Source organism: Pseudomonas sp. NFACC56-3 (assembly GCF_900100025.1).
In the GTDB taxonomy this organism is placed as follows: Bacteria; Pseudomonadota; Gammaproteobacteria; order Pseudomonadales; family Pseudomonadaceae; genus Aquipseudomonas; species Aquipseudomonas fluorescens_AA.
The window spans coordinates 149674-171172 of the sequence record NZ_FMTK01000001.1; the positions used below are offsets into that span (position 1 = coordinate 149674).

Annotated in this window: 16 protein-coding genes; 8 read left to right on the forward strand and 8 right to left on the reverse strand. The window is 60.9% G+C overall.

Features of this window, described 5'->3' with window-relative positions; genetic code table 11:
• Window positions 1-150: 150 nt before the first annotated feature.
• The gene (locus tag BLO80_RS00565) at window positions 151-1071 is read right to left on the reverse strand and encodes a LysR substrate-binding domain-containing protein (RefSeq protein WP_092326071.1); all 921 of its coding nucleotides are present in this window, start codon (window positions 1069-1071) and stop codon (window positions 151-153) included.
• A gap of 207 nt (window positions 1072-1278) precedes the next feature.
• Between BLO80_RS00565 and BLO80_RS00570 the strand changes: the two genes are divergently transcribed.
• Window positions 1279-2163 carry a glycine betaine ABC transporter substrate-binding protein gene (locus BLO80_RS00570; RefSeq protein WP_256574044.1) on the forward strand — a complete coding sequence of 295 codons (885 nt, stop codon included), beginning with the start codon at window positions 1279-1281 and terminating at the stop codon, window positions 2161-2163.
• Window positions 2164-2239: 76 nt separating this feature from the next.
• Window positions 2240-4273: an NADH:flavin oxidoreductase gene (locus tag BLO80_RS00575; protein WP_092326075.1), complete on the forward strand. Its 2034-nt coding sequence runs from the start codon at window positions 2240-2242 to the stop codon at window positions 4271-4273.
• A 48-nt stretch (window positions 4274-4321) separates the two neighbouring features.
• Here the strand turns inward: BLO80_RS00575 and BLO80_RS00580 are convergent, their stop codons facing one another.
• Window positions 4322-5218, reverse strand: coding sequence for a LysR family transcriptional regulator (locus BLO80_RS00580; protein WP_092326077.1), 897 nt, complete (start codon window positions 5216-5218; stop codon window positions 4322-4324).
• Between the two features lie 231 nt (window positions 5219-5449).
• Between BLO80_RS00580 and BLO80_RS00585 the strand changes: the two genes are divergently transcribed.
• From BLO80_RS00585 to BLO80_RS00595, 3 genes are all read left to right on the forward strand, one after another.
• Window positions 5450-6076 carry a hydrolase gene (locus tag BLO80_RS00585; RefSeq protein ID WP_092326079.1) on the forward strand — a complete coding sequence of 209 codons (627 nt, stop codon included), beginning with the start codon at window positions 5450-5452 and terminating at the stop codon, window positions 6074-6076.
• Window positions 6077-6575: 499 nt separating this feature from the next.
• Window positions 6576-6959: a c-type cytochrome gene (locus BLO80_RS00590; protein WP_092326081.1), complete on the forward strand. Its 384-nt coding sequence runs from the start codon at window positions 6576-6578 to the stop codon at window positions 6957-6959.
• Between the two features lie 111 nt (window positions 6960-7070).
• Window positions 7071-8372, forward strand: a complete 1302-nt coding sequence (locus BLO80_RS00595; protein ID WP_256574088.1) for a D-arabinono-1,4-lactone oxidase — start codon at window positions 7071-7073, stop codon at window positions 8370-8372.
• 132 nt (window positions 8373-8504) lie between these two features.
• Here the strand turns inward: BLO80_RS00595 and BLO80_RS00600 are convergent, their stop codons facing one another.
• Genes BLO80_RS00600 through BLO80_RS00610 form a run of 3 tightly spaced genes read right to left on the reverse strand, consistent with a single transcriptional unit; the run spans window position 8505 to window position 12549 of the window.
• Window positions 8505-10115, reverse strand: a complete 1611-nt coding sequence (locus BLO80_RS00600) for an arylsulfatase (RefSeq protein ID WP_092326085.1) — start codon at window positions 10113-10115, stop codon at window positions 8505-8507.
• Window positions 10116-10144: 29 nt separating this feature from the next.
• Window positions 10145-10960, reverse strand: coding sequence for an ABC transporter ATP-binding protein (locus BLO80_RS00605; protein ID WP_092326087.1), 816 nt, complete (start codon window positions 10958-10960; stop codon window positions 10145-10147).
• A complete protein-coding gene (locus BLO80_RS00610; RefSeq protein WP_092326089.1) occupies window positions 10957-12549 on the reverse strand; it encodes an ABC transporter permease in 1593 nt (530 codons plus the stop codon). Before BLO80_RS00610 ends, BLO80_RS00605 begins: the two co-directional genes overlap by 4 nt.
• A 288-nt stretch (window positions 12550-12837) precedes the next feature.
• Between BLO80_RS00610 and BLO80_RS00615 the strand changes: the two genes are divergently transcribed.
• A complete protein-coding gene (locus BLO80_RS00615; RefSeq protein ID WP_092326091.1) occupies window positions 12838-13839 on the forward strand; it encodes an ABC transporter substrate-binding protein in 1002 nt (333 codons plus the stop codon).
• A 122-nt stretch (window positions 13840-13961) separates the two neighbouring features.
• Here BLO80_RS00615 and BLO80_RS00620 read toward each other — a convergent pair whose 3' ends face one another.
• Entirely contained in the window at window positions 13962-14882 is a 921-nt protein-coding gene (locus BLO80_RS00620; RefSeq protein ID WP_092326093.1) for a LysR family transcriptional regulator, read from the reverse strand.
• A 182-nt stretch (window positions 14883-15064) separates the two neighbouring features.
• Between BLO80_RS00620 and BLO80_RS00625 the strand changes: the two genes are divergently transcribed.
• On the forward strand, window positions 15065-15970 hold the full coding sequence (locus tag BLO80_RS00625) for a TauD/TfdA dioxygenase family protein (RefSeq protein ID WP_092326095.1): 906 nt from the start codon (window positions 15065-15067) through the stop codon (window positions 15968-15970).
• 72 nt (window positions 15971-16042) lie between these two features.
• On the opposite strand, the gene BLO80_RS00630 is transcribed toward BLO80_RS00625, so the two are convergent.
• On the reverse strand, window positions 16043-17650 hold the full coding sequence (locus BLO80_RS00630; RefSeq protein ID WP_092326096.1) for an alkaline phosphatase family protein: 1608 nt from the start codon (window positions 17648-17650) through the stop codon (window positions 16043-16045).
• Between the two features lie 190 nt (window positions 17651-17840).
• Complete coding sequence (locus BLO80_RS00635) at window positions 17841-18785, reverse strand: LysR family transcriptional regulator (RefSeq protein ID WP_092326098.1); 945 nt, start codon at window positions 18783-18785, stop codon at window positions 17841-17843.
• Window positions 18786-18940: 155 nt separating this feature from the next.
• Between BLO80_RS00635 and BLO80_RS00640 the strand changes: the two genes are divergently transcribed.
• The gene (locus tag BLO80_RS00640) at window positions 18941-21280 is read left to right on the forward strand and encodes a TonB-dependent receptor (protein ID WP_092326099.1); all 2340 of its coding nucleotides are present in this window, start codon (window positions 18941-18943) and stop codon (window positions 21278-21280) included.
• Window positions 21281-21499 lie beyond the last annotated feature (219 nt).

The window sequence follows — 21499 nt, forward strand, 5'->3', positions numbered from 1 at the left end:
GTGAGTATGTCTGTGGATAACCGTGCTGATGCCCGGTGGGCAGGGGGTTTTAACGGGCGCTCAAAAAATGTACAGGCAGGTTGGCATCATGGGTCCAGACGGGTGTTTGGCCTCGTCCGAAGAACAGACACGCTCTCGCTCGGAGCTGGATCAGCGGCGGCTCATGTCCGCCAATAACCATTCACGAAACACCTCGGCTGCCGAAACACCAATGCTGGTGGGATTCAGCGCCAGGTAATACCCTCGGCTGGTACGGTACTCATGGGGCAGTACCCGAACGAGGGCGCCGGATTCCAGCAGGTCGTCAATCATCGCGCCCCATCCCAGCGCGATGCCTTCGCCTTCCAATGTCGCTTGAAACAACAACGCAGAGTTGTTGAACGACAGCGCTGGCGTAGGCGGTGCATACGTGACGCCCATCTGTTGCAGCCAGACCGGCCAGTCCACCACGGGCCAGCGAATCCAGCGCCAGTGTTCACGGTCCAGGTGAAGCAAGCGTTCCTCCAGCAATTGTCGCGGCTCATGCAGTTGGCGATCGCCCAGATAGGAAGGGGAGCAGACAGCAAGTATCGTCTCATCGAAAAGCCGATCCAGCCTGACCCCGGGGCCCTGTCCTTCACTGCCAGTGGTGAACCCGATATCGATGTTTTCGCCCACCAGATCAAAATCGCGATCCAGTGCCAGCAGGCGCACGCCAATGTCCGGATGCGCTCGCTGGAAGGCTTGAAGGCGAGGGCGCAGCCAGTATGTCGAAAAGCCAATGGTGGCCGCGAAGGTAACGACTCCGGAAACACCGTTGCGCAGATCGTGCACGGTGTCGGCAATGCGCTCCAGGCTTTGGTCCACGGTGGCATAGAGACGTCGGCCGGCCGAGGTCAGGCTGATATGGCGATGGCCGCGCACGAACAGCGGCTGCCCCAATGATTCCTCCAGTACCCGGATCTGTCGGCTCACTGCGGCCTGGGTCACACACATTTCCCGCGCTGCCGATGTGAAACTCAGCAGGCGTGCGGCCGCTTCGAAAATCACCAGGGCAGTCAGCGGAGGCAGGCGACGACGTAGTTTTTCCATGGAGAGCGGCCCTTGCGGCTGTTACCGAATGACTCGGCATTCACATTACAAAAGGTTATCCAGCCACCTGACTTTAAATCGTTTGAGCGGCTTGACGTCGTCTGGCTTGATTGACGCGTACCGATCAGGCCCACCAGGCCTTCAGGGCTTGGCCTATTCGTCAACCTTGCAAAACCGATACCGTCAGAGGTCACTATGAACGCACTGATGAAAGGACTTACGCACGGCCTGAAAGTAATGGCAATCGCAGGCTGTCTGCTAGGCGGCACCGCTTGGTCGGCCGAGCCGCAACCAATCCGTATTGGCTGGGTGGCCTGGCCCGATGCCGAGATCAGCGCCAAGCTCGCGGCTTACGCCATCGAACAGCAATTGCAACGCCCTGTGAAGCTGGTGATGGCCGATATCGGAATCCAATTCAAGGCCATGGAAAGTGGCGCCATCGATTTCATTCCAATGGTATGGCTGCCCACCACCCACAAGGGATATTGGGACAAATACCAGGACAAGCTGGAAGATCTCGGTGTGCTCTATGAGGGGCGCATAGGATGGACCATTCCTGATTCCATTCCCCGCGAAACCCTGAGCAGCATGGCCGACCTGAACAAGCCGGAAGTGCGTGAGAAATTGCGCGGCACGATTCTCGGGCCGGAACCAGGCACAGGCCAATCCACGTTGTCGCAAAAGGCCATGGAGGTCTATGGCATCACTGGCTACAAGCTGGTGTCGTCGTCCGGCGCTGCGGAAGTGACGCAATTCGCCCGGGAAATCGAGCGTGGGCGTTGGAGTCTGCTCAATGGCTGGAACCCGCATTGGATGTTCGCCAAATGGAAGCTGCGTTATCTGGATGACCCCAAAGGCGTTTTCGGCAGCACCGAGCAGGTGCATGTCATCGGCCGCCCTGGTTTTCGCGAAGCGGAGCCGGCCGTCGCAGCCTTCCTGAACAATTACAAATTACCGCTGCCGCAGCTTGAAGCGCTGTTATTGCAAGCCAAGGACAGCTCGGCCGACGCCGCGGTAAAAGCTTATTACGCGGCCAACAAGCCGACTTTCGATGCGATGTTTGCACCCCAGGCGACGGCCGCCGCGCAGTGATTGCCTGACGGCGCCTTCGTTTATAAGCCCAAGCCTTAAGGCTTCGGCTATCTCGGATTCCAGTGCGAGCACCGCCATGTCCAGTAATGATCCGCTGCTGCAACCCTTCGCCATCAAGCATCTGCAGTTGCGCAATCGCGTCGTCAGCACGTCACATGAACCCGCGTATACCGACCAGGGCATGCCACGGCAGCGCTATCGGCTCTATCACGAAGAGAAGGCCAAGGGCGGTGTCGCACTGACCATGATTGGCGGCTCCTCCATCGTGGCACCGGACAGTCCACCGGCCTTCGGCAACCTTGAGATGTACCGCGACGAAATCGTGCCCTGGTTGCGCGAGCTCAGTGATGGCGTGCATCAGCATGGCAGCGCGGTCATGTGCCAGCTCACCCATCTTGGCTGGCGAGGCAGTAACTTTCACGCTGACTGGCTGCCGCTGGTGTGGCCTGGCCATGGACGCGAACCGACCCACCGCAGCTTCACCAAAAAAGCCGAAGACTGGGACCTGGCGCGAATCATTCAGCATTACGCCGACGCCGCGCAGCGCTGCAAGGCGGGGGGATTGGACGGCATCGAACTGGAGGCCTACGGTCATTTGATGGATTCGTTCTGGCTTCCGGCAAACCAACGTGACGACGGGTGGGGGGGCAGCCTGGAAGGGCGCATGCATTTTTCGCTGGAGGTGTTGCGGGCGATCCGCAAGGTCGTGGGCTCTGAGTTCATCGTCGGCATTCGCATGGTGGTCGAGGATGATATGCCCGGCGGGCTGGGTCGTGAGGAGGGCCTGGCCATCGCGCAGACCCTGGTCGATCACGGCATCGATTTCATCAGCGTCATCAAGGGGCGTATCGACAACGATGTCGGCATCGCCAAGGTGATTCCCGGGATGGGCACCCCTGCCGGACCGCACCTGGAATTGGCAGGTGCCGTGAGGCGTGCGGTGTCGGTGCCGGTGATGCAGGCGGCACGGATCAGCGATGTCGCCACAGCCCGTCACGCCCTGCGTGAAGGGCTGGTGGATCTGGTGGGGCTGACCCGTCCGCAGATCGCCGACCCGCATTTGATTGCCAAGGTCTTGGCCGGCCACGAAGAGAGGATTCGTCCCTGCGTGGGGGCCAGTTACTGCATGGACCAGATCTATATCTCCGGCCAGGCTCACTGCCTGCATAACCCGGCTATTGGGCGAGAGAGCAAGTTGCCTCATGAGATCACCCCGTCGGGCGGCCCCGTTCGCAAGGTACTGATCGTCGGTGCCGGTCCTGCCGGACTGGAGGCGGCACGGGTATCTGCCGAGCGCGGACATCAGGTGACAGTGATCGAGGCCAACAGCCAGGCGGGCGGGCAGGTCCGTCTGGCATCCGTGCCATTGCGCCGTCGCGAATTGATCGGCGTGGTGGACTGGCGCGTCAGTGAATGTGAGCGCTTGGGCGTGCAATTGCGCTACAACTGCTATGCCGGGAAAGAGGAGGTGTTGGCGCTGTCACCGGACGTAGTGATCATTGCCACCGGAGGATTGCCGAACACCGAGGTTCTTGAGTATGGCAACGAATGGGTCGTCAGTACCTGGGATATCCTTGCTGGCGACGTCAAGCCGGCAGAGTCGGCACTGGTGTTTGACTATAACGGCGGTCATCAGGCGCTGACCGCTGCGGAGTTCATGCTCGATCATTGCCGCAAACTGGAAATCGTCACGCCCGAACGCATGCTCGGCCCGGACATTGGTGGTTTGAACACGCCGCCTTATCTGAAGGCCTTTGCCGAACATGGCGTGCAACAGACCTTGAGTCATCAATTGACGGGGGTGCGGCGTGAGAACGGCAGATTGGTGGCGACCTTGCGCAACAGGTACGCGGATATCACCAGCGAACGGGTGGTGGACCAGGTCGTGGTTGAGCACGGCATCCTGCCATTGGACGATTTGTATTTCGAACTCAAGGCGCTGTCGCGCAATCGGGGAGAACTGGATCATCAAGCCTTTATCGACATAAAACCCCAATTGCTGGGGGAGGGCGGTCCTGGGTTTCAGTTGTTCAGGATTGGCGATGCGGTGAACAGCCGGGATATTCACGCCGCGATTTATGACGGGATGAGGTTGTCCATGGCGCTTTAGCTTGAGTCACGAAGTGGCCATGGACAACCCGTGGTGATCTTTGTCGCATCAAATACGAGCAGGCCCCGCAAAGTGCGGAGACTGTCCGAATGACTCGATCAGAAGCTCTGTGAGCATTCGTATCTTCCGTGCCGGATGCTGGCCTGGCGGACGGACCACGTACACACCTGCCGGGGGTGGTGGATACCGGGTCATGATCGGCACGAGCGCCCCTGAGTTTACATGCTCATAAGTCAGGCAATCCGGTAGGTACGCGATGCCGAGTCCCGCGGTTGCGGCAGCCACGAGCGCTATGCCGTTGTCCGCCTTGAAGCGGCCCTGCGGACGAACCGTGATGACCTTGTCACCCTCCATGAATTGCCATGCGTCGGTACCCTGCAGGAGAGCCTCATGGGCAATGAGCTCGTCCGGTGTCTCGGGTGCCCCATGCGCTTTTATGTAGTCTGGGCTTGCGACGAGTTTCGTGTAGATCGGGCCGATTTTCCTCGCGATCAAATTGGAGTCGGAGAGGTATCCGACGCGTATCGCACAATCGAACCCCTCGGCAATGAGATCAACGAAGCGATCGCTGTAGCAGGTCTGGATATGAAGCTCGGGGTGACGGTGTGCCATTTGCGCGAGCATGGGCGCGAAATGGGTCGGGCCAAAAGACAGCGGCGCCGCGACGCGTAAGCGACCACGAAGGGCGCCTGTCGGCAGGATCGTTTCTCTGGCTGCCTCGATTTCGGCGCAGACCCTGGCCGCGTAATCTCGGAACGTGGCCCCGGCTTCAGTGAGGGCGGCCCCGCGCGTGGTTCGTGCAAGCAACTGGATGCCAAGTTCCGCTTCAAGCCGGGCGAGCCTGCGGCTGACGATCGACTTGGATACGCCAAGCCGGAGCGCCGCAGGCGAAACGCCCGCTGCGTCAGCCACTTCCACGAATGTTTGCAGCTCTTCTATATCCACGTCAGCGTTCCTCTTTGTGCGACACAGTTAGCCTCGTGTTGCGACTACTGCGTCGGAAATGGGAACAGCATAATCCTTGCTTCCGGGCAATGTCGCCAGTGGCACATGCTGCCTGGAAACCCAAATCCACTGACAACATCAGTAGACACTTCGTCAGGGCCATGCCCGTCCATACGAGTGAGCGTTGGCTCTCTGGCACACGTGCATCACAACTGAGAACAGGACCAGACAATGACAAGCGAGACTATTCGCAACCCCCATACCGACCATCTCTTATCGCCTGAGAATTGCGCGCTGATCATCATCGATTATCAGCCGATCCAGGTCTCCTCGATTCGCTCGATGCCCCGTGACGAGCTCGTTTTCAACATCACGAGCGTTGCCAAGGCGGCCATCAACTACAACCTTCCTATCATTCATTCGACGGTCAACGTCGCGACCGGTCGCAATAAACCGCCGATCCAAGCGTTGCAGGACGTGCTCGGCCATCTTCCGACTTATGACCGCACCTCGATCAATAGCTGGGAAGACACTGAGTTCAAGCAGGCGGTCAAGGGCATCGGCCGCCGCAAGCTCATCATGACCGCGCTCTGGACCGAAGCCTGCCTGACTTTCCCTGTACTGGACGCGATCCAGGAAGGCTATGAAGTGTATGTGCCGGTCGATGCGGTCGGTGGCACGTCAGTCGCCGCGCACGAGGCCGCCCTTCGTCGAATCGAACAGGCGGGCGCGAAACTCATCAGCCGTGTGCAGATGTACTGCGAGCTCCAGCGCGACTGGGCACGGGAGTCGACTGTCCCGGGCTTTATGGGGGTCTTCGAAAACTTCGACGGTTTTAACGCCGAGAAGGCGCTCTAGAAGGCGCCCCGGCACAACTCAGGAAGTTGCAAACAGGAAGGGGGTGGCGCTTGCGAAAGTCGCCACCTTCATTACCTGCCGGTGGCTCAGCGGGTCGTAGGTCGCGATGCGTTTTTCTGCCCAATGGGCTTCGCCCACGGTCGCGATCCTTGGCGCAAGCAAGTGCCCGGCGGATCATGGACGCCGCCTGACGAAAGGACACCAGGCAGTCCGGGTTTGGAAGGTTCGCTATCTCAAACCCAGGCCCATGCATAAACGTACCGGGTCAATACCGAAGTCCTTGCTCATGCCGGCAAGGCAGCGCAGGAGACGCCAGTCGAAACAACAGGTTTATCCCATTCAAACTGGCGATTGGCCAAGCGTGGCCGTTAATGCCCCCTTTCTGGCCACGCCTACCCTCAACAGTGCCGGGCTCCTGACTTAATGTGCCGTTAACTGCATACGCGGTCGCTTCCCATAACAAAAAGCCTGTCAGACGAGCACTCCCGAGAAGAAAGCCATGTGGCCATCCCCCCCGTTTTCCCTGCGTATCGTTCCTATAAGCCTGCTGGCAGCCTTGATTGGCCTGCTCAGTGCCTGCGGTGATGAGTCACCACCAGCGGCCACCACTAATCATGCCACCAACGCGATGCCCTCGGACCCGTCACTCGCGCCCATCTATGACACCAGTTGCAAAATCTGTCATGCCAACCCGGCCTCGGGCGCACCGCAAACCGGCGATGCCAAGGCGTGGACCCCCAGGATCGCGCAGGGGGCGGACACGCTGCTCGACCACATCATCAATGGCTATAACGGCATGCCGCCCATGGGGCTCTGCGTGCAGTGCTCGGAAGAACAATTCCTGGCGCTGACGGCTTTTATGTCCAGCCAGGAAATCCAATAGAACAATCGGGAAAACCTCATGGCTACGGATATCTCACGACGTCAGCTGTTGCAGAGTGCTGCCATAGCCGGCGCGTTTACGGCGTTAACCAGCAACAGCGCGGTGGCTCAGATGCTTCGTGCGCCTCGACTTATCCCTTGGCGCAATTGGTCCGGCGGGCAAAGCTGCCTGCCTCTGAAGAGGCTGGCGCCAAAGGATCTTGATGAACTGATTCAAGTCATACGCCAGGCGCCGGGCAAGATCCGTCCCGTGGGCTCAGCTCACTCGTTCAGTGCGTTGGTGCCGACCGACGATACTATTTTGTCGCTGAGCTATTTCAACGGTTTGCTCGGTCATGACAGCAAGACGCTGCAGGCCGAGTTTGGCGCCGGCACGCCGATGTCGCGCATGGGGCCGGCGCTCAAGGAGATCGGTCAGGCGCTGAAAAACATGGCCGACATCGATTACCAGACCTTGGCTGGCGCTATCTCGACCTCGACCCACGGCACCGGAACACGCTTCACCTCGTATTCCGGGTTTGTCAGTGGCCTGCAATTGGTAACCGCCCAGGGTGAGGTGCTTGACTGCGACGCTACGCACAATACCGAGATTTACACTGCTGCGCGGGTGTCCTTGGGCGCCCTGGGCATTGCCACCAAGGTGCGCATGCAAAACCGCACACCTTACCGGCTGCGGGAGCGTCAATGGGTCGCCAAGACCGAGGAACTGTTGGAGGACGTGGAAAAAAACGTTCGGGAAAACGATCATTGGGAAATGCTCGTGCTGACCCATTCCGACTACGCGCTTTCGATTGCCCTGAACGAAACCACCGACCCTGAAACACCGGCCCTCGGTCCGGAAGAGGCGAGCGCTAACGAGTTCGCCACGATCGTAGAGAAACTCGATAAGTACGGCAGCGACTTTCCCGCAGCCAGGCGCACATTGCTCAACAGCTTGCGCTTTATCGCCGATTTCGAAGACCGGGTCGGCGATTCGTTCAAGATCTACCCCAACGTGCGCACGATACGTTTCAACGAGATGGAATATTCGGTTCCGGCGGAGGCTGGGCCTGCCTGCCTGCGCGAAATTCTCAAGCTGATCGACGACCGGAACCTCAGCACCTGGTTCCCCATCGAGTACCGCTATGTGAAGGCCGACGATATTCCCTTGAGCATGTTCGAGGGCCGCGACAGCTGTTCGATTTCGGTGCATCAGTACTACCAGATGGATCACCATAATTTCTTTGCCGCGGTGGAGCCCATTTTCTGGAAATACGGCGGACGTCCCCACTGGGGCAAGTTGCATAGCCTCAATGCGCGCAATCTTCAGGCGCTGTATCCGCGCTGGCAGGAGTTCACGCGCGTGCGTGAGCACCTGGACCCGGGCGGCAAGTTTCTGAATGCACACTTGTCTTCAATTCTGGGAGTGTCCTGATGAAACGCAGAGCCTTGCAATTCAAGAAGCTGCAAACAGGATGAGGGTGGCGCTTGCGAAAGCCGCCACCCTCATACCGTTCCATTCCAGATAGGGCAATCCTGAGGGCGCAGGGTTTTTTAGGTCGGACATTCAATCCGGCTGAAACGGCGATGCGCTGAGCACCACGCCAGTTTCGTCGACGTACTGCTGCCAGTGGCCAATCAAAATGGCCAGTCTGTCCGGCTGACTCAACGCCAGGTCATGGATTTCGCCCGGGTCCTGGCCCAAGTCATACAGCTGCCAGGTCGCCGGTCCCACGGGGCCGGGGATGTACACGGCTTTCCACTGGCCCTGGCGAATCGCGCGGCGGCCAAACAGCTCCCAGCCGGTGACGGTGTGTTCGTCGTGCACCTCGCGGGTTTCGCCCGACAGGAAGCCCAGCCACGATTTGCCACGCAACGGCGCCACGGGCCTGCCGCGCCACTGTGTGCCGGGATGGCGTACGCCGGCCAGGTCCAGGATGGTCGGTGCAATGTCCATCACTGTGCCGAACCCATGGCTGATGCGCCCCTGGAGCGACAGCTGGGGGTAATGCACCAGCGCCGGCACACGAATCCCACCTTCAGTGGTAAATGCCTTGAACAGCCGCGACGGCGCCGTTGCCACCTGCGCCCACGACGGCCCGTACCAGACGTAGGAGTTGGCGCGGCCGATGTTGTCCAGGCTGTTGTCGTAATGCTGGTTGAGGTAGGTCAGCAACTGCGGCCCGAACTTGGGGAAGGCCTCCAACAAGGCACCTTCGGCACCGTTATCGGACATGAACACAATGAACGTATTGTCCAATTGCCCTTGCTGGCGCAGGTACTCCACCACCCGGCCGATGTTCCAGTCCATGCGCTCGACCATCGCCGCATACACTTCCATGGCACGGGCCGATACCTGGCGCTGCTCATCGGTCAAGGCGGCCCACTGGGTGTTCAATTCGATCAGCGGGTGGGGTTCGACATCGGCGTCGATCAACCCCAGGGCCTTGAGTTTTTCCAGGCGCTCCAGGCGCAATACTTCGGGGCCGGCGTCGTAGCGGCCACGGTATTTTTCAACGATGTCGGCGGGTGCCTGTAACGGCCAGTGCGGTGCGGAAAACGGCAGGTAGGCAAAGAATGGCCGGGCCTGGTCGCGCTCCTTGAGGTACTGCAGCAGTTTGTCGCCAAAGGCATCGGAGGAATAGAAGTCCTTGGGTAGTTGCTCGACGAAGGTATCGTCCTCGATATACAGCGCCGGCGTGGATTTGAGCAGGCCCGGCGTGTGCTCGTCGTAGGTCGGTTCGAAACCGTAGTGGTTGGCCGCCCCTGGCAACAACGAGAACGAACGCTCGAAACCACGAGCGTGGGGCGCCAGTTCGGCGGTCAGGCCCAGGTGCCATTTGCCGCTCATCAGCGTCTGGTAACCGGCTTCGCGCAGCAGCTCCGGCAGCGCCACCACCTTATCGTTCAGGTAGCCTTCGTAGCCGGGCTTGCCGATCAGCTCGGGGGTGAGCGCCTCGGCCATGGTGCCGATGCCGGCGATATGGTGGTCGGTGCCGGTGAGCAGCATCGAGCGCGTTGGCGAACAGGTGGGGGCGGTGTGGAAATCGGTCAACCGCAGGCCATTCAGTGCCAGGGCGTCCAGGTGCGGCGTGGCGATTTCCCCACCAAACGCACCCAGGTCGGAGAAACCCATGTCATCGGCCAGGATCACTAGAAAATTGGGACGTTGCGACATCAAGGCGTTCCTCGTTGGCAGGCAGTCTTTCAGCAGGCGATAAAGGCCAGGGGCAAATCGCGGATCTGTTCGCGCACCGGCGGCTGGTAATGGTCATCGCTGGTCAACTCGTGCAGCAGCTCTTCACGCAACTGGTGGAATTCGAAGCTGCTGCGTTGGCGTGGATGGGGCAGGGCAACGTCGACGACTTGCTTGATTCGCCCGGGCCTCGGCTCCATCACCACCACACGGTCGGCGAGAAAAATCGCTTCTTCCACATCGTGGGTCACCAGCACTGTAGTGATCTTGGCGCGGTCACGAATCGCCAGGAGTTCGTCCTGCATCTGCTGGCGGGTCAGGGCGTCGAGGGCGCCGAAGGGTTCGTCCAGCAGCAGGATGCGCGGGCTGGCCACCAGACCTCGGGCAATCGCCACCCGTTGCGCCATGCCGCCGGATAGCTGGTGAGGATAGGCGCGGGTGAAGTCGCTAAGGCCCACCAGTTCGATAAAGTCGCTGATGCGCCGGTTACGTTCAGCTTCGCCGAGGGGCTCGTTGACCAGCCCCAGGCCGATGTTTTGCGCGACGGTCAGCCAAGGGAACAAGCGGTGCTCCTGGAACACGATGCCGCGCTCGCCGCCGATGCCGTTGACCGTTTGGCCATCGACGCGAATCTCGCCGCGAAACTGGGTGTCGAGCCCCACCAGCAGGCGCAACAGGGTGGATTTGCCGCAGCCGCTGGAGCCGACGATCGCGACGAATTCGCCTTCGGCAATGTCCAGGTTGAATTCACGGATAGCCTCCAACTCGAAGCCGTCGACGTCGAAGGACTTGCCCACATGGTTGAAGCTGACAATCGGTGCGTTCATGCGTGTCTCCAGCGGGTAGCACGGGTTTCGATGCGTTGGCCGATCAAGTTGAGGGTTGCGCCGGTGAGGCCGACCAGGAGCATGCCGCTCATGATCAGGTCCATGCGCAGCAGTTGTTGGGCGCCAATCATCAGGCTGCCGATACCGCCGTTGGACGGCATGAAATATTCCGCACCGATGGTACCCAGCCAGGCGTAGATGAGGCTCAGGCGCAGGCCGGCGAAAATCCCTGCGGCAGCGCCTGGCAAGATCAGGCGGCGCAGCCGCTGGGTCAGACTCAGGCGCAGCACCTGAGCGGCCTCGCTGAGCTGTGGCGAGAGGTTCAGCACGCTGCGTTGAGTGGCGATAAACAGCGGGAAGAACGCCGCCAGGGCGATGAATACCCACTTGGCCAATTCACCCAGACCGAACCAGGCGGTGAGCAGCGGTACCCAGGCGAAAATCGCGATCTGGCGCAAGGCTGCCAGGGTCGGTCCCAGCACCCGTTCGCTGCGTCGCGACAGCCCAAGCCACAGGCCCATGGCAAAGCCCAGGCCGCCGCCGAGCAGCAACCCGCCCAGGGTGCGCTTCAGGCTTGTGCCCAAGGCGCCGCTCAGGCTGCCGTCCAGTGCGCCGGCGATGGTGGTGTGCAACACGATCCAGGGGCTGACCAGTATGTTTGCGTCTACCCAAGCCTGTTGCGTCGCCACCTGCCACAGACTCAACAGCAGCAGGGGCAGCAGCCACGGTTGCAGGCGCTGCCAGCCTTGATAGCGCGGGCCGCGTCGAATCTGCGCGGTGGCCGAGTGCGGCCAGTGCACCCATTTGTGGTCCAGCCAGCCAATGCCGCGATCCATCACCACGCCGAGTACGCCGATGATCACGATGCACACGAAGACGATATCGAGCATGAACAATTGGCGCGCCCAGACCATCAGGTAGCCGATGCCTTCGCTGGAAGCCAGCAACTCCACCGCCAGCAGTGAGGTCCAGCCGGCCGCCAGGGCCAGGCGCACGCCGGCCATGAAGGCCGGCAGTGCGGCGGGCAGGATCAGGCGGCGGATCAACAGGTGGGAGGGCAGGCGCAGTACGCGGGCGGCTTCACGTAAATGGGGTTGGGCGTCGCGTACGCCCACCAGGGTATGCAGGGTCACGGGCACCACGATCGCCTTCACCAGCACCACCAGTTTCAGGGTCTCGCCGATGCCGAAAAACACCATGAACAACGGGATCCAGGCCAGCGTCGGCACTTGTGACAACGCACTGAACGTCGGAAATACCAGGCGCTCGGCGCGCGCACTGAAGCCTAGCAGTGCCCCCAGCAACGCCCCACTGGCAATGCCCGCCAGCAGCCCCCAGAACAGGCGTTGCAAGCTGATTGCCAGATGGCTCCACAGCTCGCCGCCGGCCAGTTCCAACGCGCTGCTCCAGACCAGAGACGGCGGTGGCAGAATCTGTTCGCTCATCCAGTGATGGCGGCTGCCCAGCCACCACAGCGCGCAAAGCGCCAGAGGCAGCAGCCATGGCAGTAGACGTTCATTGAGTACCGGCCCGTGCGACGTGGCGCTGGGGGCCGCGAGCGGCAAGCTCAAAAGTGAGGTTCGGGCCATGGAAGACCTCCGTTGTCGCCAATGGCGTTATGTGATTCTGATCTTATAAAAACGCAATCAAGATGATTGAGGGATAAGAAAAATCATTTAAAGCCTCTGTCCTGCACGCATCCAATGCATTCGAAGAATATTTTCGATGCTGTTTATGCATAGTCCTCTGGGGCCGGCGTTTTAACTTGCATAGGTCTAAAAGCTATTAAAGTGTGAATTTATAGTATTTAAAGTTTTGCCCGGCGTGTGCCTACTTTCTGCTTCCCAGGCGACCCTCGCCCACAAGGAGCTGCGCTTATGAAATTGCCTTTTAAACGTCTGATCACTCTGTTCGCGGGCACTGCGTTGGCCGGGCTGGTGCATGCTGCCGAACTCAAGGAGATCCGCATTGCCGTGCCCGACCTCAGTGCTGGCAGCCAGCACAGTGGCGGCGGCATAACGGATGTGTTGCGCGAGCAGCAGATCTTCGAGAAAGCCTTTGCCGACCAAGGCATCAAGATTCAGTGGAATTACTTCAAGGGTGCGGGCCCGGTGATCAACGAAGCCTTCGCCAATGGCCAGGTGGACTTGGCTTACCTGGGGGATCTGGCCGCGATCATCGGTCGTTCCAACGGCCTGGATACCCGCCTGCTCAGTGCCATCGCACGGGACGTCAAGCAGTACCTCGGCGTGGTGCCGGGCTCGGGTATCAAGACCCTGCAGGACCTCAAGGGCAAGCGTGTCGCAGTGTTTCGCGGCACGGCCAGCCAGTTGTCGTTCGACGCCGCGTTGGCCAGCCAGGGCTTGAGTGAAGAGGATCTGAAAGTCATCAACCTGGACTTCAACGCAGCCGGCGCGGCCTTGGCCGCCAAGCAGATTGACGCCACCTGGGGCGGCTCGAGCCTGAGCGCATTGCAGGCCAAGGGGCTGGCGGAAATACCGTTGACCACCAAGGACCTCGGTGGCGCCGGCAGCGTGCAGGGGGTGCTGGTGGGCAGCAAACAGTTCGTCGACGAGCATCCCGACGCGGTGGCCAAGCTGCTCAAGGCCCAGCAGCAAGCGGTGCAATGGTTGACCGATGACAACAACAAGCAGGCCTACATCCAACTGGTGTCGGGGCGGGCCAGTTACCCACCGCTGATCCTGACCAATGACTTGAAAGACCAGGCCCTCAGCGAGATCTTCCCGTCGACCCTGGACCCGGTGTTCCTGGGCAAATTACAGGGGGCGGTCGACCTGGCGTCGAAGGAAAAGCTGATTCGCCGGCCGTTCCAGGTGAGTGATTGGGTGGCGCCGAACCTGGCCTCGGCAGGGCTCTGAATCTGGTGGTGCCTGGGGTATCGCTTTCGCGAGCAGTCAAATCGGCGTTCCCACATTCGACCGCGTTTCGTCAGGATGAATGTAATCGAATGTGGGAGCGAGCTTGCTCGCGAAGAGGCCGATCAGACCGCCATGCTGATGGCCTGCTGATCCACCTCCAGCAACGTCTCGATCATCGCCTTCGCCGCTGGCGACAAGCGTGAACCGGTGCGGCTGACGATGCCGCAGCGGGCGCTCAGGGTGTCCATGTTGTGTGGCAGGTTGCGCCAGTGCAGCAGCACCAGCGTGCCTTGGGCGATGTCGTCGGCGAAGGCTTCCTCGGTGCCCACGCCGATGGCATTGGACTGCAGCACGATCTTGACCAGCGCCGGGAAATGTTCGGTCTGGATGCTCGGTGAGAAATCCATGCGCCCGCTGAGGTTCGCCAGCAGTTTGCGAATGCCCTGGGAGATCAGCGGCGCCGCCAGCGGGTAATCGAACATGTCGTTGGTCGACAGACTGTCCTTGGCCAATAGCGGGTGCCCAGGCCGGCAGAAGAACACCCCACGCTTGGGTGTCAGCGCGCGGGTCTGGAAATTCGGGTCGGTTTCGAACTGACGAATGTCGGCGATAAAAAATTCTATTTCTTCTCGGCTCAGGGCGCGGCTGAGTTTTTCCCAGTTATCCACCTGGAAACCGGTGCGGATTTTCGGGTGGGCGGTGATAAAGCGCGCCACGGCGTCGGGCACCAGTTTTACGGCGGGTGCCGGGCCACAGCCGAAGCGCAGGTCGCCGGCGTCGAGCTTGGTCATGCGTGTCACTTCACTGCTGAGCAAGGCTGCGCCATGCACCAGCGTCAGTGCGTGTTGCAGCACCACTTGGCCCTCGGGGGTGGGGCGCAGATCCTTGTGGCCACGGTCCACCAGTACACAGCCGAATTCTTGTTCCAGCCCCTGGATGCTGCGGCTGAACGCTGGCTGGGTGATGCCCATGGCGTCCGCCGCGCGTACGAAACTGCGGTGTTCGTTAAGGGCGATGAAATAGCGCAGTTGGCGAAGATCCATATGCTTTCCCTGCATTTTAAAAATAGGTCGAAGGCATTTGCGACCAAGGGAGCTGAGGTTTTAAATGCAAGCTCTTATTCCGTCAACGATGCATCTATTAATTTGCTAGATCAAAATTGCATATCTATAGAGCGTTGCCGGGAAACGTTCCCACCATCAGCAGGCACATGAGGGTCACCACAATGAGCAACGCCGCATTAGCTGTTCAACCCATTGCCCAGGCACTGGACATTCACCCGGTCGCTGGCCGCATCGGTGCCGAGATCCGGGGCATCAGATTGTCCGGTGACTTGGACGCCGCCACCGTCGAAGCCATCCAGCAGGCGCTGGTGCAGTACAAAGTGATCTTCTTCCGCGACCAGACCCACCTCAATGACCAGAGCCAGGAAGCCTTCGCCCATCTGCTCGGCGAGCCGATTGCCCACCCGACGGTGCCGGTACGCGACGGTACGCGGTTCCTGATGGAGCTGGACGGCACGCGCGGCCAGCGCGCCAATTCCTGGCACACCGACGTGACCTTCGTCGACGCCTACCCCAAAGCCTCCGTGCTGCGTTCGGTGCTGGCGCCCAAGTCCGGTGGTGACACCGTGTGGGCCAACACTTCCAGTGCCTATAACGACCTCAGCGCGGGGTTGCGCGCACTGGCCGATACCCTGTGGGCGGTGCACAGCAACGAATACGACTACGCCGCGATCAAGCCGGATGTGTCAGTAGAGCGGCTTGAGGAGTACCGCAAGGTGTTCACCTCCACGGTGTATGAAACCGAACACCCGGTGGTGCGTGTGCACCCGGTCAGCGGCGAGAAAACCCTGTTGCTGGGGCATTTCGTCAAACGCCTCAAGGGGTATTCACAGGCGGATTCGACCCAACTGTTCAACCTGTTGCAAAGCCACGTCACGCGCCTGGAAAACACCGTGCGCTGGCGCTGGAACACGGGTGACGTGGCGATCTGGGACAACCGCGCCACCCAACATTACGCCGTGGACGACTACGGCACCCAGGAGCGTATCGTGCGCCGGGTCACCCTCAAGGGCGATGTGCCGGTGGGGGTGCAAGGGCAGTCGAGCAAGACCATCAAGGGGCTGTAAGCCGGCGCAGACGCGACTGTGTGGGCAATGTGGCCCTCGCCACAGGAATCTCACCCCATTGATTCGCGTCCTTTACCAGACGCCGATTTGCACCACTTTCTCCGCCTCCGGCTCACCATAACGAAACCGTTGGCCACGCAGATCGATCTCTGTGTGGCTGATGGTGGTGCGCCGCTTCAGCCCGCGCAGCCACTCGAACAGATACCCCAGATGGCTTTCGCGAACCTCGGCATAAGCTGGGTCGCTGCCCAGGTCGTGCAGTTCCTGCGGGTCGTTTTCCAGGTCGAACAGCTGTGGACGAAAGCCGTCATAGGCCAGGTACTTCCAGCGTTCGCTGCGCACCATGGTCATGCGGCAGCGGTCGATGGGTTGTGCCAGGCGCTCGCGGGCCGGGGCCTGGAAGGCGTAGTCGTATTCGGCGATGGCGTAGCGGCGCCAAGTGGTGTCTTGAGCGTGCAGCAGCGGGATCAGCGAACGGCCTTCCAGGCGGTGGTCGGCAGCGGGCAGGCCCAAGGCGTCGAGGAAAGTCGGCAGGGCGTCGATGGTTTCGACCAGGCGTGCGTCCACCGTGCCACGGCTGATATCGGCAGCGGCCCGCGGGTCACGCACGATCAGCGGAACGCCCACCGCAGGCTCCAGCAAAAACTCTTTCTCGCCAAGGAAGTGATCGCCGAGAAAGTCGCCATGGTCGCTGGTGAACACGATCAACGTGTCGTCCCAGCGGCCATTGCTTTGCAGAAAATCGAACACGCGCCCGAGTTGATCGTCGATCTGTTTGATCAGCCCCATGTAGGTGGGAATCACCGTGAGCCGCACCTCGTCACGGGAAAAATTCAGGCTCTCCTGATGCTGGCGGAACGCTTGATACACCGGGTGATCGCTGGTTTGTCCAGGCTGTATGGGCGCCTGGATATGCTCGGCGCCGTACAACGCGTGATACGGCGCCGGGGCGATGTAGGGCCAGTGCGGCTTGATGTAGGACAGGTGCAGGCACCACGGTCGCTCGGCTTGCTCGTGGATAAAGTCGATGGCACGGTCGGTGGTGTAGACGGTTTCCGAGTGCTGCTCAGCGACTCGCGCGGGTCGCCCGGCGTTGCGCATGTGCCAGCCGCTGAGCACCTCGCCGTTTTCACCTTCTGCCGCGTTCGCCCATTCGTGCCACGGGTTGGTGCCGCTGTAGCCCTGCGCGCGCAGGTAATGGGTATAGGGCGCGGACTCGCGTTTGTCGTCGAACAGCGGGCTGTCGGGGTAGATGCCATCGTGACGAAAATAGGCGTCGAAACCGACTTCATTCAGCGGCTCGGCCTGCGGGCTGGCGGGGTCGATGTTCAGCCGCTGCAAGGCCTCCAGGTTGGGCGTGGCGTGGGTCTTGCCCACCAGCGCCGTGCGGATGCCGTGGGGGCGCAGGTAGTCGCCGATGGTCAGTTCTTCCAGGGGCAACGGTACCGCGTTCCACGCCACCTGATGGCTGCTGACGTAGCGCCCGGTATAGGCCGACATGCGGGAGGGCCCGCAGATGGTGCCCTGGGTATAGGCGCGGCTGAAACGCACACCGGCGGCGGCCAGGCGGTCGATGTTCGGTGTCTGCAGATGGGCGTGGCCGTAGCACGACAGGTAATCGCGGCGCAGTTGGTCGCACATGATGTACAGCACGTTGCGGACGGTTTTTGGGGCAGGCATGAGGCTTCACCAAGTGGAGGACAGGTGAGTTTTTTCGCCGTTCGGAGGGTGGGCTGGCAAGTGCATTTGGGGACTGGGTTTCATGCAGTCAATGCATCGGTGTTGCTGCCAGCGCTTTCGCGAGCAAGCTCGCTCCCACATTTGGAATGCGTACAAATGTGGGAGCGAGCTTGCTCGCGAAAGCGCCGCTTCAGACAGCGACATTCTCCAGTGCGCACACCTCCTCATCCCGCTCATCGAGCTGCTTGATCTGCTCGATCATCGCCTCCGCCAACGGCGACAAGCGATACCCCGCACGACTGACGATGCCATAGCGGGTGTAACGTTCCTCCAGGTCTTCGGCCAGGCCATCGATCGTCAGGCACACCAATTCGCCGCGAGCCATGTGCAGCACATCACTGTTAGCGCTGACGATGCCGATGGCGTCGGAGCGCAGCACCACGCCCATCAGGCTGTAGCCGTTCTCGCATTCGACGTTGGGCAGGTAATCGGGCCGCCCACTGAGGTCGACGATGACCTTGCGCAGGTTCGGCGGGCGAATGGTCACGGCCAGTGGGTAACTCATCAGTTGCGCGGCCGTCACGCTGGGTTGCTGTGCCAGCGGGTGGCCGGCACGGCAGCAGAAATACCATTTGCGCGGCCGCAAGCGGTAGGTGTGGTAGTCCGGGTGGGCTTCAAAGTGGCGGGTGTCGGCGACGAAGAATTCGAATTCTTCACTGAGCAGGCGTTTGCCCAGGCTTTGCCAGTCATCCACCTGGAACTGCACGCGGGCCTTGGGGTAGCGCCCGATAAAACTGCCAATGGCCCGTGGTATCAACCCCGCCGCCGGCGCCGGACCGCAACCGAAGCGCAATTCGCCGGCTTCCAGACCATTGAATTGGCTGATCTCGTTGGCCAGTTGCTGTGCGCCACTGACCAGGCGCCGGGCATGTTCAAGCAATACCTGGCCTTGCTTGGTGGGCGCCAGGTCTTTGCGGCCGCGATCCACCAGTTGGCATCCGGCGCTGTGTTCCAGGGCCTGGATGCTGCGACTGAACGCCGACTGCGACAGATTTACCGTCAACGCCGCCGCGACAAAACTGCGTTGTTCGGCAAGGGCAATGAAGTGGCGAAGTTGGCGCAGATCGATATGCATTTTTCACATCAAAAATATCGGGGAAATGCATTGGCTATGCATTAGGTCGACTCCTTATAAAGGCTATCTCTTATGCAGTAAATGTTCGTGAAAACATAAATAAATAACCTAAGGGAATATCAAGTGATGGATATTTCCGGGTTCCGGAGCCGCTTATGAGTCTGTTGATGCCCGCTGTACCTTGCTCTCCCTGGAGGCTCAAACGCCTGCCCCTGGCCATGTTGCTGGCGGGCAGTGCCAGTTGGACACCCGGCCACGCGGCCGAACCGGCACCCTCGGGTGAAAGCGTCAGCGGCCAACTGGAAACCGTCACGGTGACTGCCCGGCGGCGCACGGAAAGCGCCCAGGAGGTGCCCACACCGATGAGCGTGATCGGCGGCCAGGCCCTGGAAAGCCAGCGGGTCTATCGGATTCAGGATTTGCAGCAACTGGTGCCCAGCGTCAACGTGGCCTACATGCATGCGCGCCAATCCAGCGTGTCGATTCGCGGCCTGGGCAACAACCCGGCCAGCGACGGGCTGGAAGGCAGCGTGGGCTTGTATATCGACAACGTGTACCTCGGCCGGCCGGGGATGGCGGTGTTCGACCTGATGGACATCGAACAGCTCGAGGTGTTGCGTGGCCCCCAGGGCACGTTGTTCGGCAAGAACACCACGGCCGGCGTGATCAATATCAGCACCCGTGCGCCGAGTTTCACTCCGGAGCGCAGCATCGAAACGTCGCTGGGCGAGGACGGTTACTTCCAGACCAAGGGCACGATCTCCGGCCCGCTGACCGATGAACTGGCCGGGCGTTTCTCGGCCTATCGCACGCGCAGCGACGGCGACATCAAGAACGAATACGACGGCCATGACCTCAACGGCGGCTCCCGCCAGGGCTTTCGCGGGCAACTGCTGTACAAGCCGAGCGAAGCGTTCAACCTGCGCTGGATCGGCGACTACAACGAAGAGGACTCCAGCGCCGGCACCCGCGTGCTGTACAGCACCGGGCCGACCATCAATGGCACCAACCTCTACCAGTCGCGGGCGGCCGCTGCGGGGGCCACCCTGGTCGACGGCACCCATCGCAAGGTCAACCTGGACAGCGACCAGCACGTCACCGTGTTCCAGGGCGGCACCTCCCTGGAGGCCAACTGGACGTTGCCCAGCGATTTCACCCTGACCTCGGTCAGTTCCTATCGCTTCTGGAATTTCACCCCGCGCAACGATGACGGCCTTAACGTGCCGGCGTCCTATAACGCCGGCGTATCGGTGGAAGACAAACAGTGGTCCCAGGAGTTTCGCCTGGCATCGCCCACGGGTGGCTTCTTCGACTACGTGCTGGGTGCCTACTATTTCGGCAACTCGCTGGACAACAAATCCTTCGTCTCTTACGGGCCCCAGGCGGATATCTGGAACGGCACGCCTGCAGGTGCGCTGGCCAACGTCAGCACCGTGGGCAACGGGCACATCCGCACCGACAGTTTTGCCCTGTTTGCCCAAGGCACCTGGCACCTCACCGAGCGCCTGGATTTCACCGCAGGCTTGCGCGGTACTTATGAAGAAAAAAGCGCCTGGGTGACGCGTAACAGCCCAGTGGGCGGTGCGGCCGTCACGGGCGCCGCCGCGACGGCTCGACGTAACCGTACCGGCGCCTATGACTCCGGCGACCTCACGCAATACAGCGCCAGCCCTTCGGGCTTGCTCAACCTGAGCTACCGCTTGAACGACAACCTGCTGGGCTACGCGACCTTGTCCCACGGCGAGAAGTCCGGTGGGGTCAACCTCGTGGTCGGCTCCGCACCGACTGCCGGGGCGGACTCGCTGCTGGTCGGCACCGAGCGCGCCAACAACGCCGAGCTGGGTTTCAAAAGCACGTTGTGGGACCGGCGCCTGCAGCTCAATGCCAACCTGTTCTGGACCCAGGTCAACGGTTACCAGACCAACGCCTATGACCAGGACAATCGCGTGCAGTACCTGACCAACGCAGGTTCCGTGCGTTCGCGCGGCGTGGAGGTGGAAAGTACCTGGGTGCCGATCAAGGGCCTGACGCTGAACCTCAACGGCTCGTTCAACGATGTGCGTTACCTGAGCTACAAGGATGCGCCGTGCCCACCGGAAGTCAGTCTGCGCCCAGGAGCGCCGGCTTCCTGCGACCTGAGCGGGCACCCAGTGGTAGGGGCGTCGAAGTGGATCGCCAATGCCAACGGCGAGTACAAGTGGAATCTGGACAATGGCTTGGAGCCCTACGTCACCGGCAGCTATGCCTTTCGCTCCAAGGCCGTGGGCACGGTGGAGGATTCCGACTACGGACAGATTCCTGCCTATGCGGTGGTCAACCTGTCCACTGGTTTGCGCGGCAACTATGAGCAGGGACAGTGGGATGTGTCGTTGTGGCTGAAAAACGCCTTCGACAAAACCTACTACACCACCCTGTGGACCGGCGGTAACGGCGGTTACGAAGGCCTGCTGGGGAGCCCGCGCACGCTAGGGGTGACCGGACGCTACGACTTCTAGCCCATGGGATAGGTGGCCGGGTCAACACCCGTGCCACCCGCCGTATCGTCAGCGCCGTCACTCGTGTGCGCAAACAACCTGTCGAGCCATGCCTTTAATGAATATTTTGCATGCCTGAAAAAGCACCGGAAAAGTGTGTCTCGGCGCCAGGCCACGCGGGCCGCGGCTTTAGCGTATGGGTGAATTTCAATTATTCGTTTTAGATCTATATATAACTTT

Bases quoted from the DNA above. Each gene is read 5' to 3' on its own strand.
- BLO80_RS00565 (WP_092326071.1), bottom strand. From the start codon at position 1,071: ATGGAAAAACTACGTCGTCGCCTGCCTCCGCTGACTGCCCTGGTGATT.
- BLO80_RS00570 (WP_256574044.1), top strand. From the start codon at position 1,279: ATGAAAGGACTTACGCACGGCCTGAAAGTAATGGCAATCGCAGGCTGT.
- BLO80_RS00575 (WP_092326075.1), top strand. From the start codon at position 2,240: ATGTCCAGTAATGATCCGCTGCTGCAACCCTTCGCCATCAAGCATCTG.
- BLO80_RS00585 (WP_092326079.1), top strand. From the start codon at position 5,450: ATGACAAGCGAGACTATTCGCAACCCCCATACCGACCATCTCTTATCG.
- BLO80_RS00590 (WP_092326081.1), top strand. From the start codon at position 6,576: ATGTGGCCATCCCCCCCGTTTTCCCTGCGTATCGTTCCTATAAGCCTG.
- BLO80_RS00595 (WP_256574088.1), top strand. From the start codon at position 7,071: ATGCTTCGTGCGCCTCGACTTATCCCTTGGCGCAATTGGTCCGGCGGG.
- BLO80_RS00600 (WP_092326085.1), bottom strand. From the start codon at position 10,115: ATGTCGCAACGTCCCAATTTTCTAGTGATCCTGGCCGATGACATGGGT.
- BLO80_RS00605 (WP_092326087.1), bottom strand. From the start codon at position 10,960: ATGAACGCACCGATTGTCAGCTTCAACCATGTGGGCAAGTCCTTCGAC.
- BLO80_RS00610 (WP_092326089.1), bottom strand. From the start codon at position 12,549: ATGGCCCGAACCTCACTTTTGAGCTTGCCGCTCGCGGCCCCCAGCGCC.
- BLO80_RS00615 (WP_092326091.1), top strand. From the start codon at position 12,838: ATGAAATTGCCTTTTAAACGTCTGATCACTCTGTTCGCGGGCACTGCG.
- BLO80_RS00620 (WP_092326093.1), bottom strand. From the start codon at position 14,882: ATGGATCTTCGCCAACTGCGCTATTTCATCGCCCTTAACGAACACCGC.
- BLO80_RS00625 (WP_092326095.1), top strand. From the start codon at position 15,065: ATGAGCAACGCCGCATTAGCTGTTCAACCCATTGCCCAGGCACTGGAC.
- BLO80_RS00630 (WP_092326096.1), bottom strand. From the start codon at position 17,650: ATGCCTGCCCCAAAAACCGTCCGCAACGTGCTGTACATCATGTGCGAC.
- BLO80_RS00635 (WP_092326098.1), bottom strand. From the start codon at position 18,785: ATGCATATCGATCTGCGCCAACTTCGCCACTTCATTGCCCTTGCCGAA.
- BLO80_RS00640 (WP_092326099.1), top strand. From the start codon at position 18,941: ATGAGTCTGTTGATGCCCGCTGTACCTTGCTCTCCCTGGAGGCTCAAA.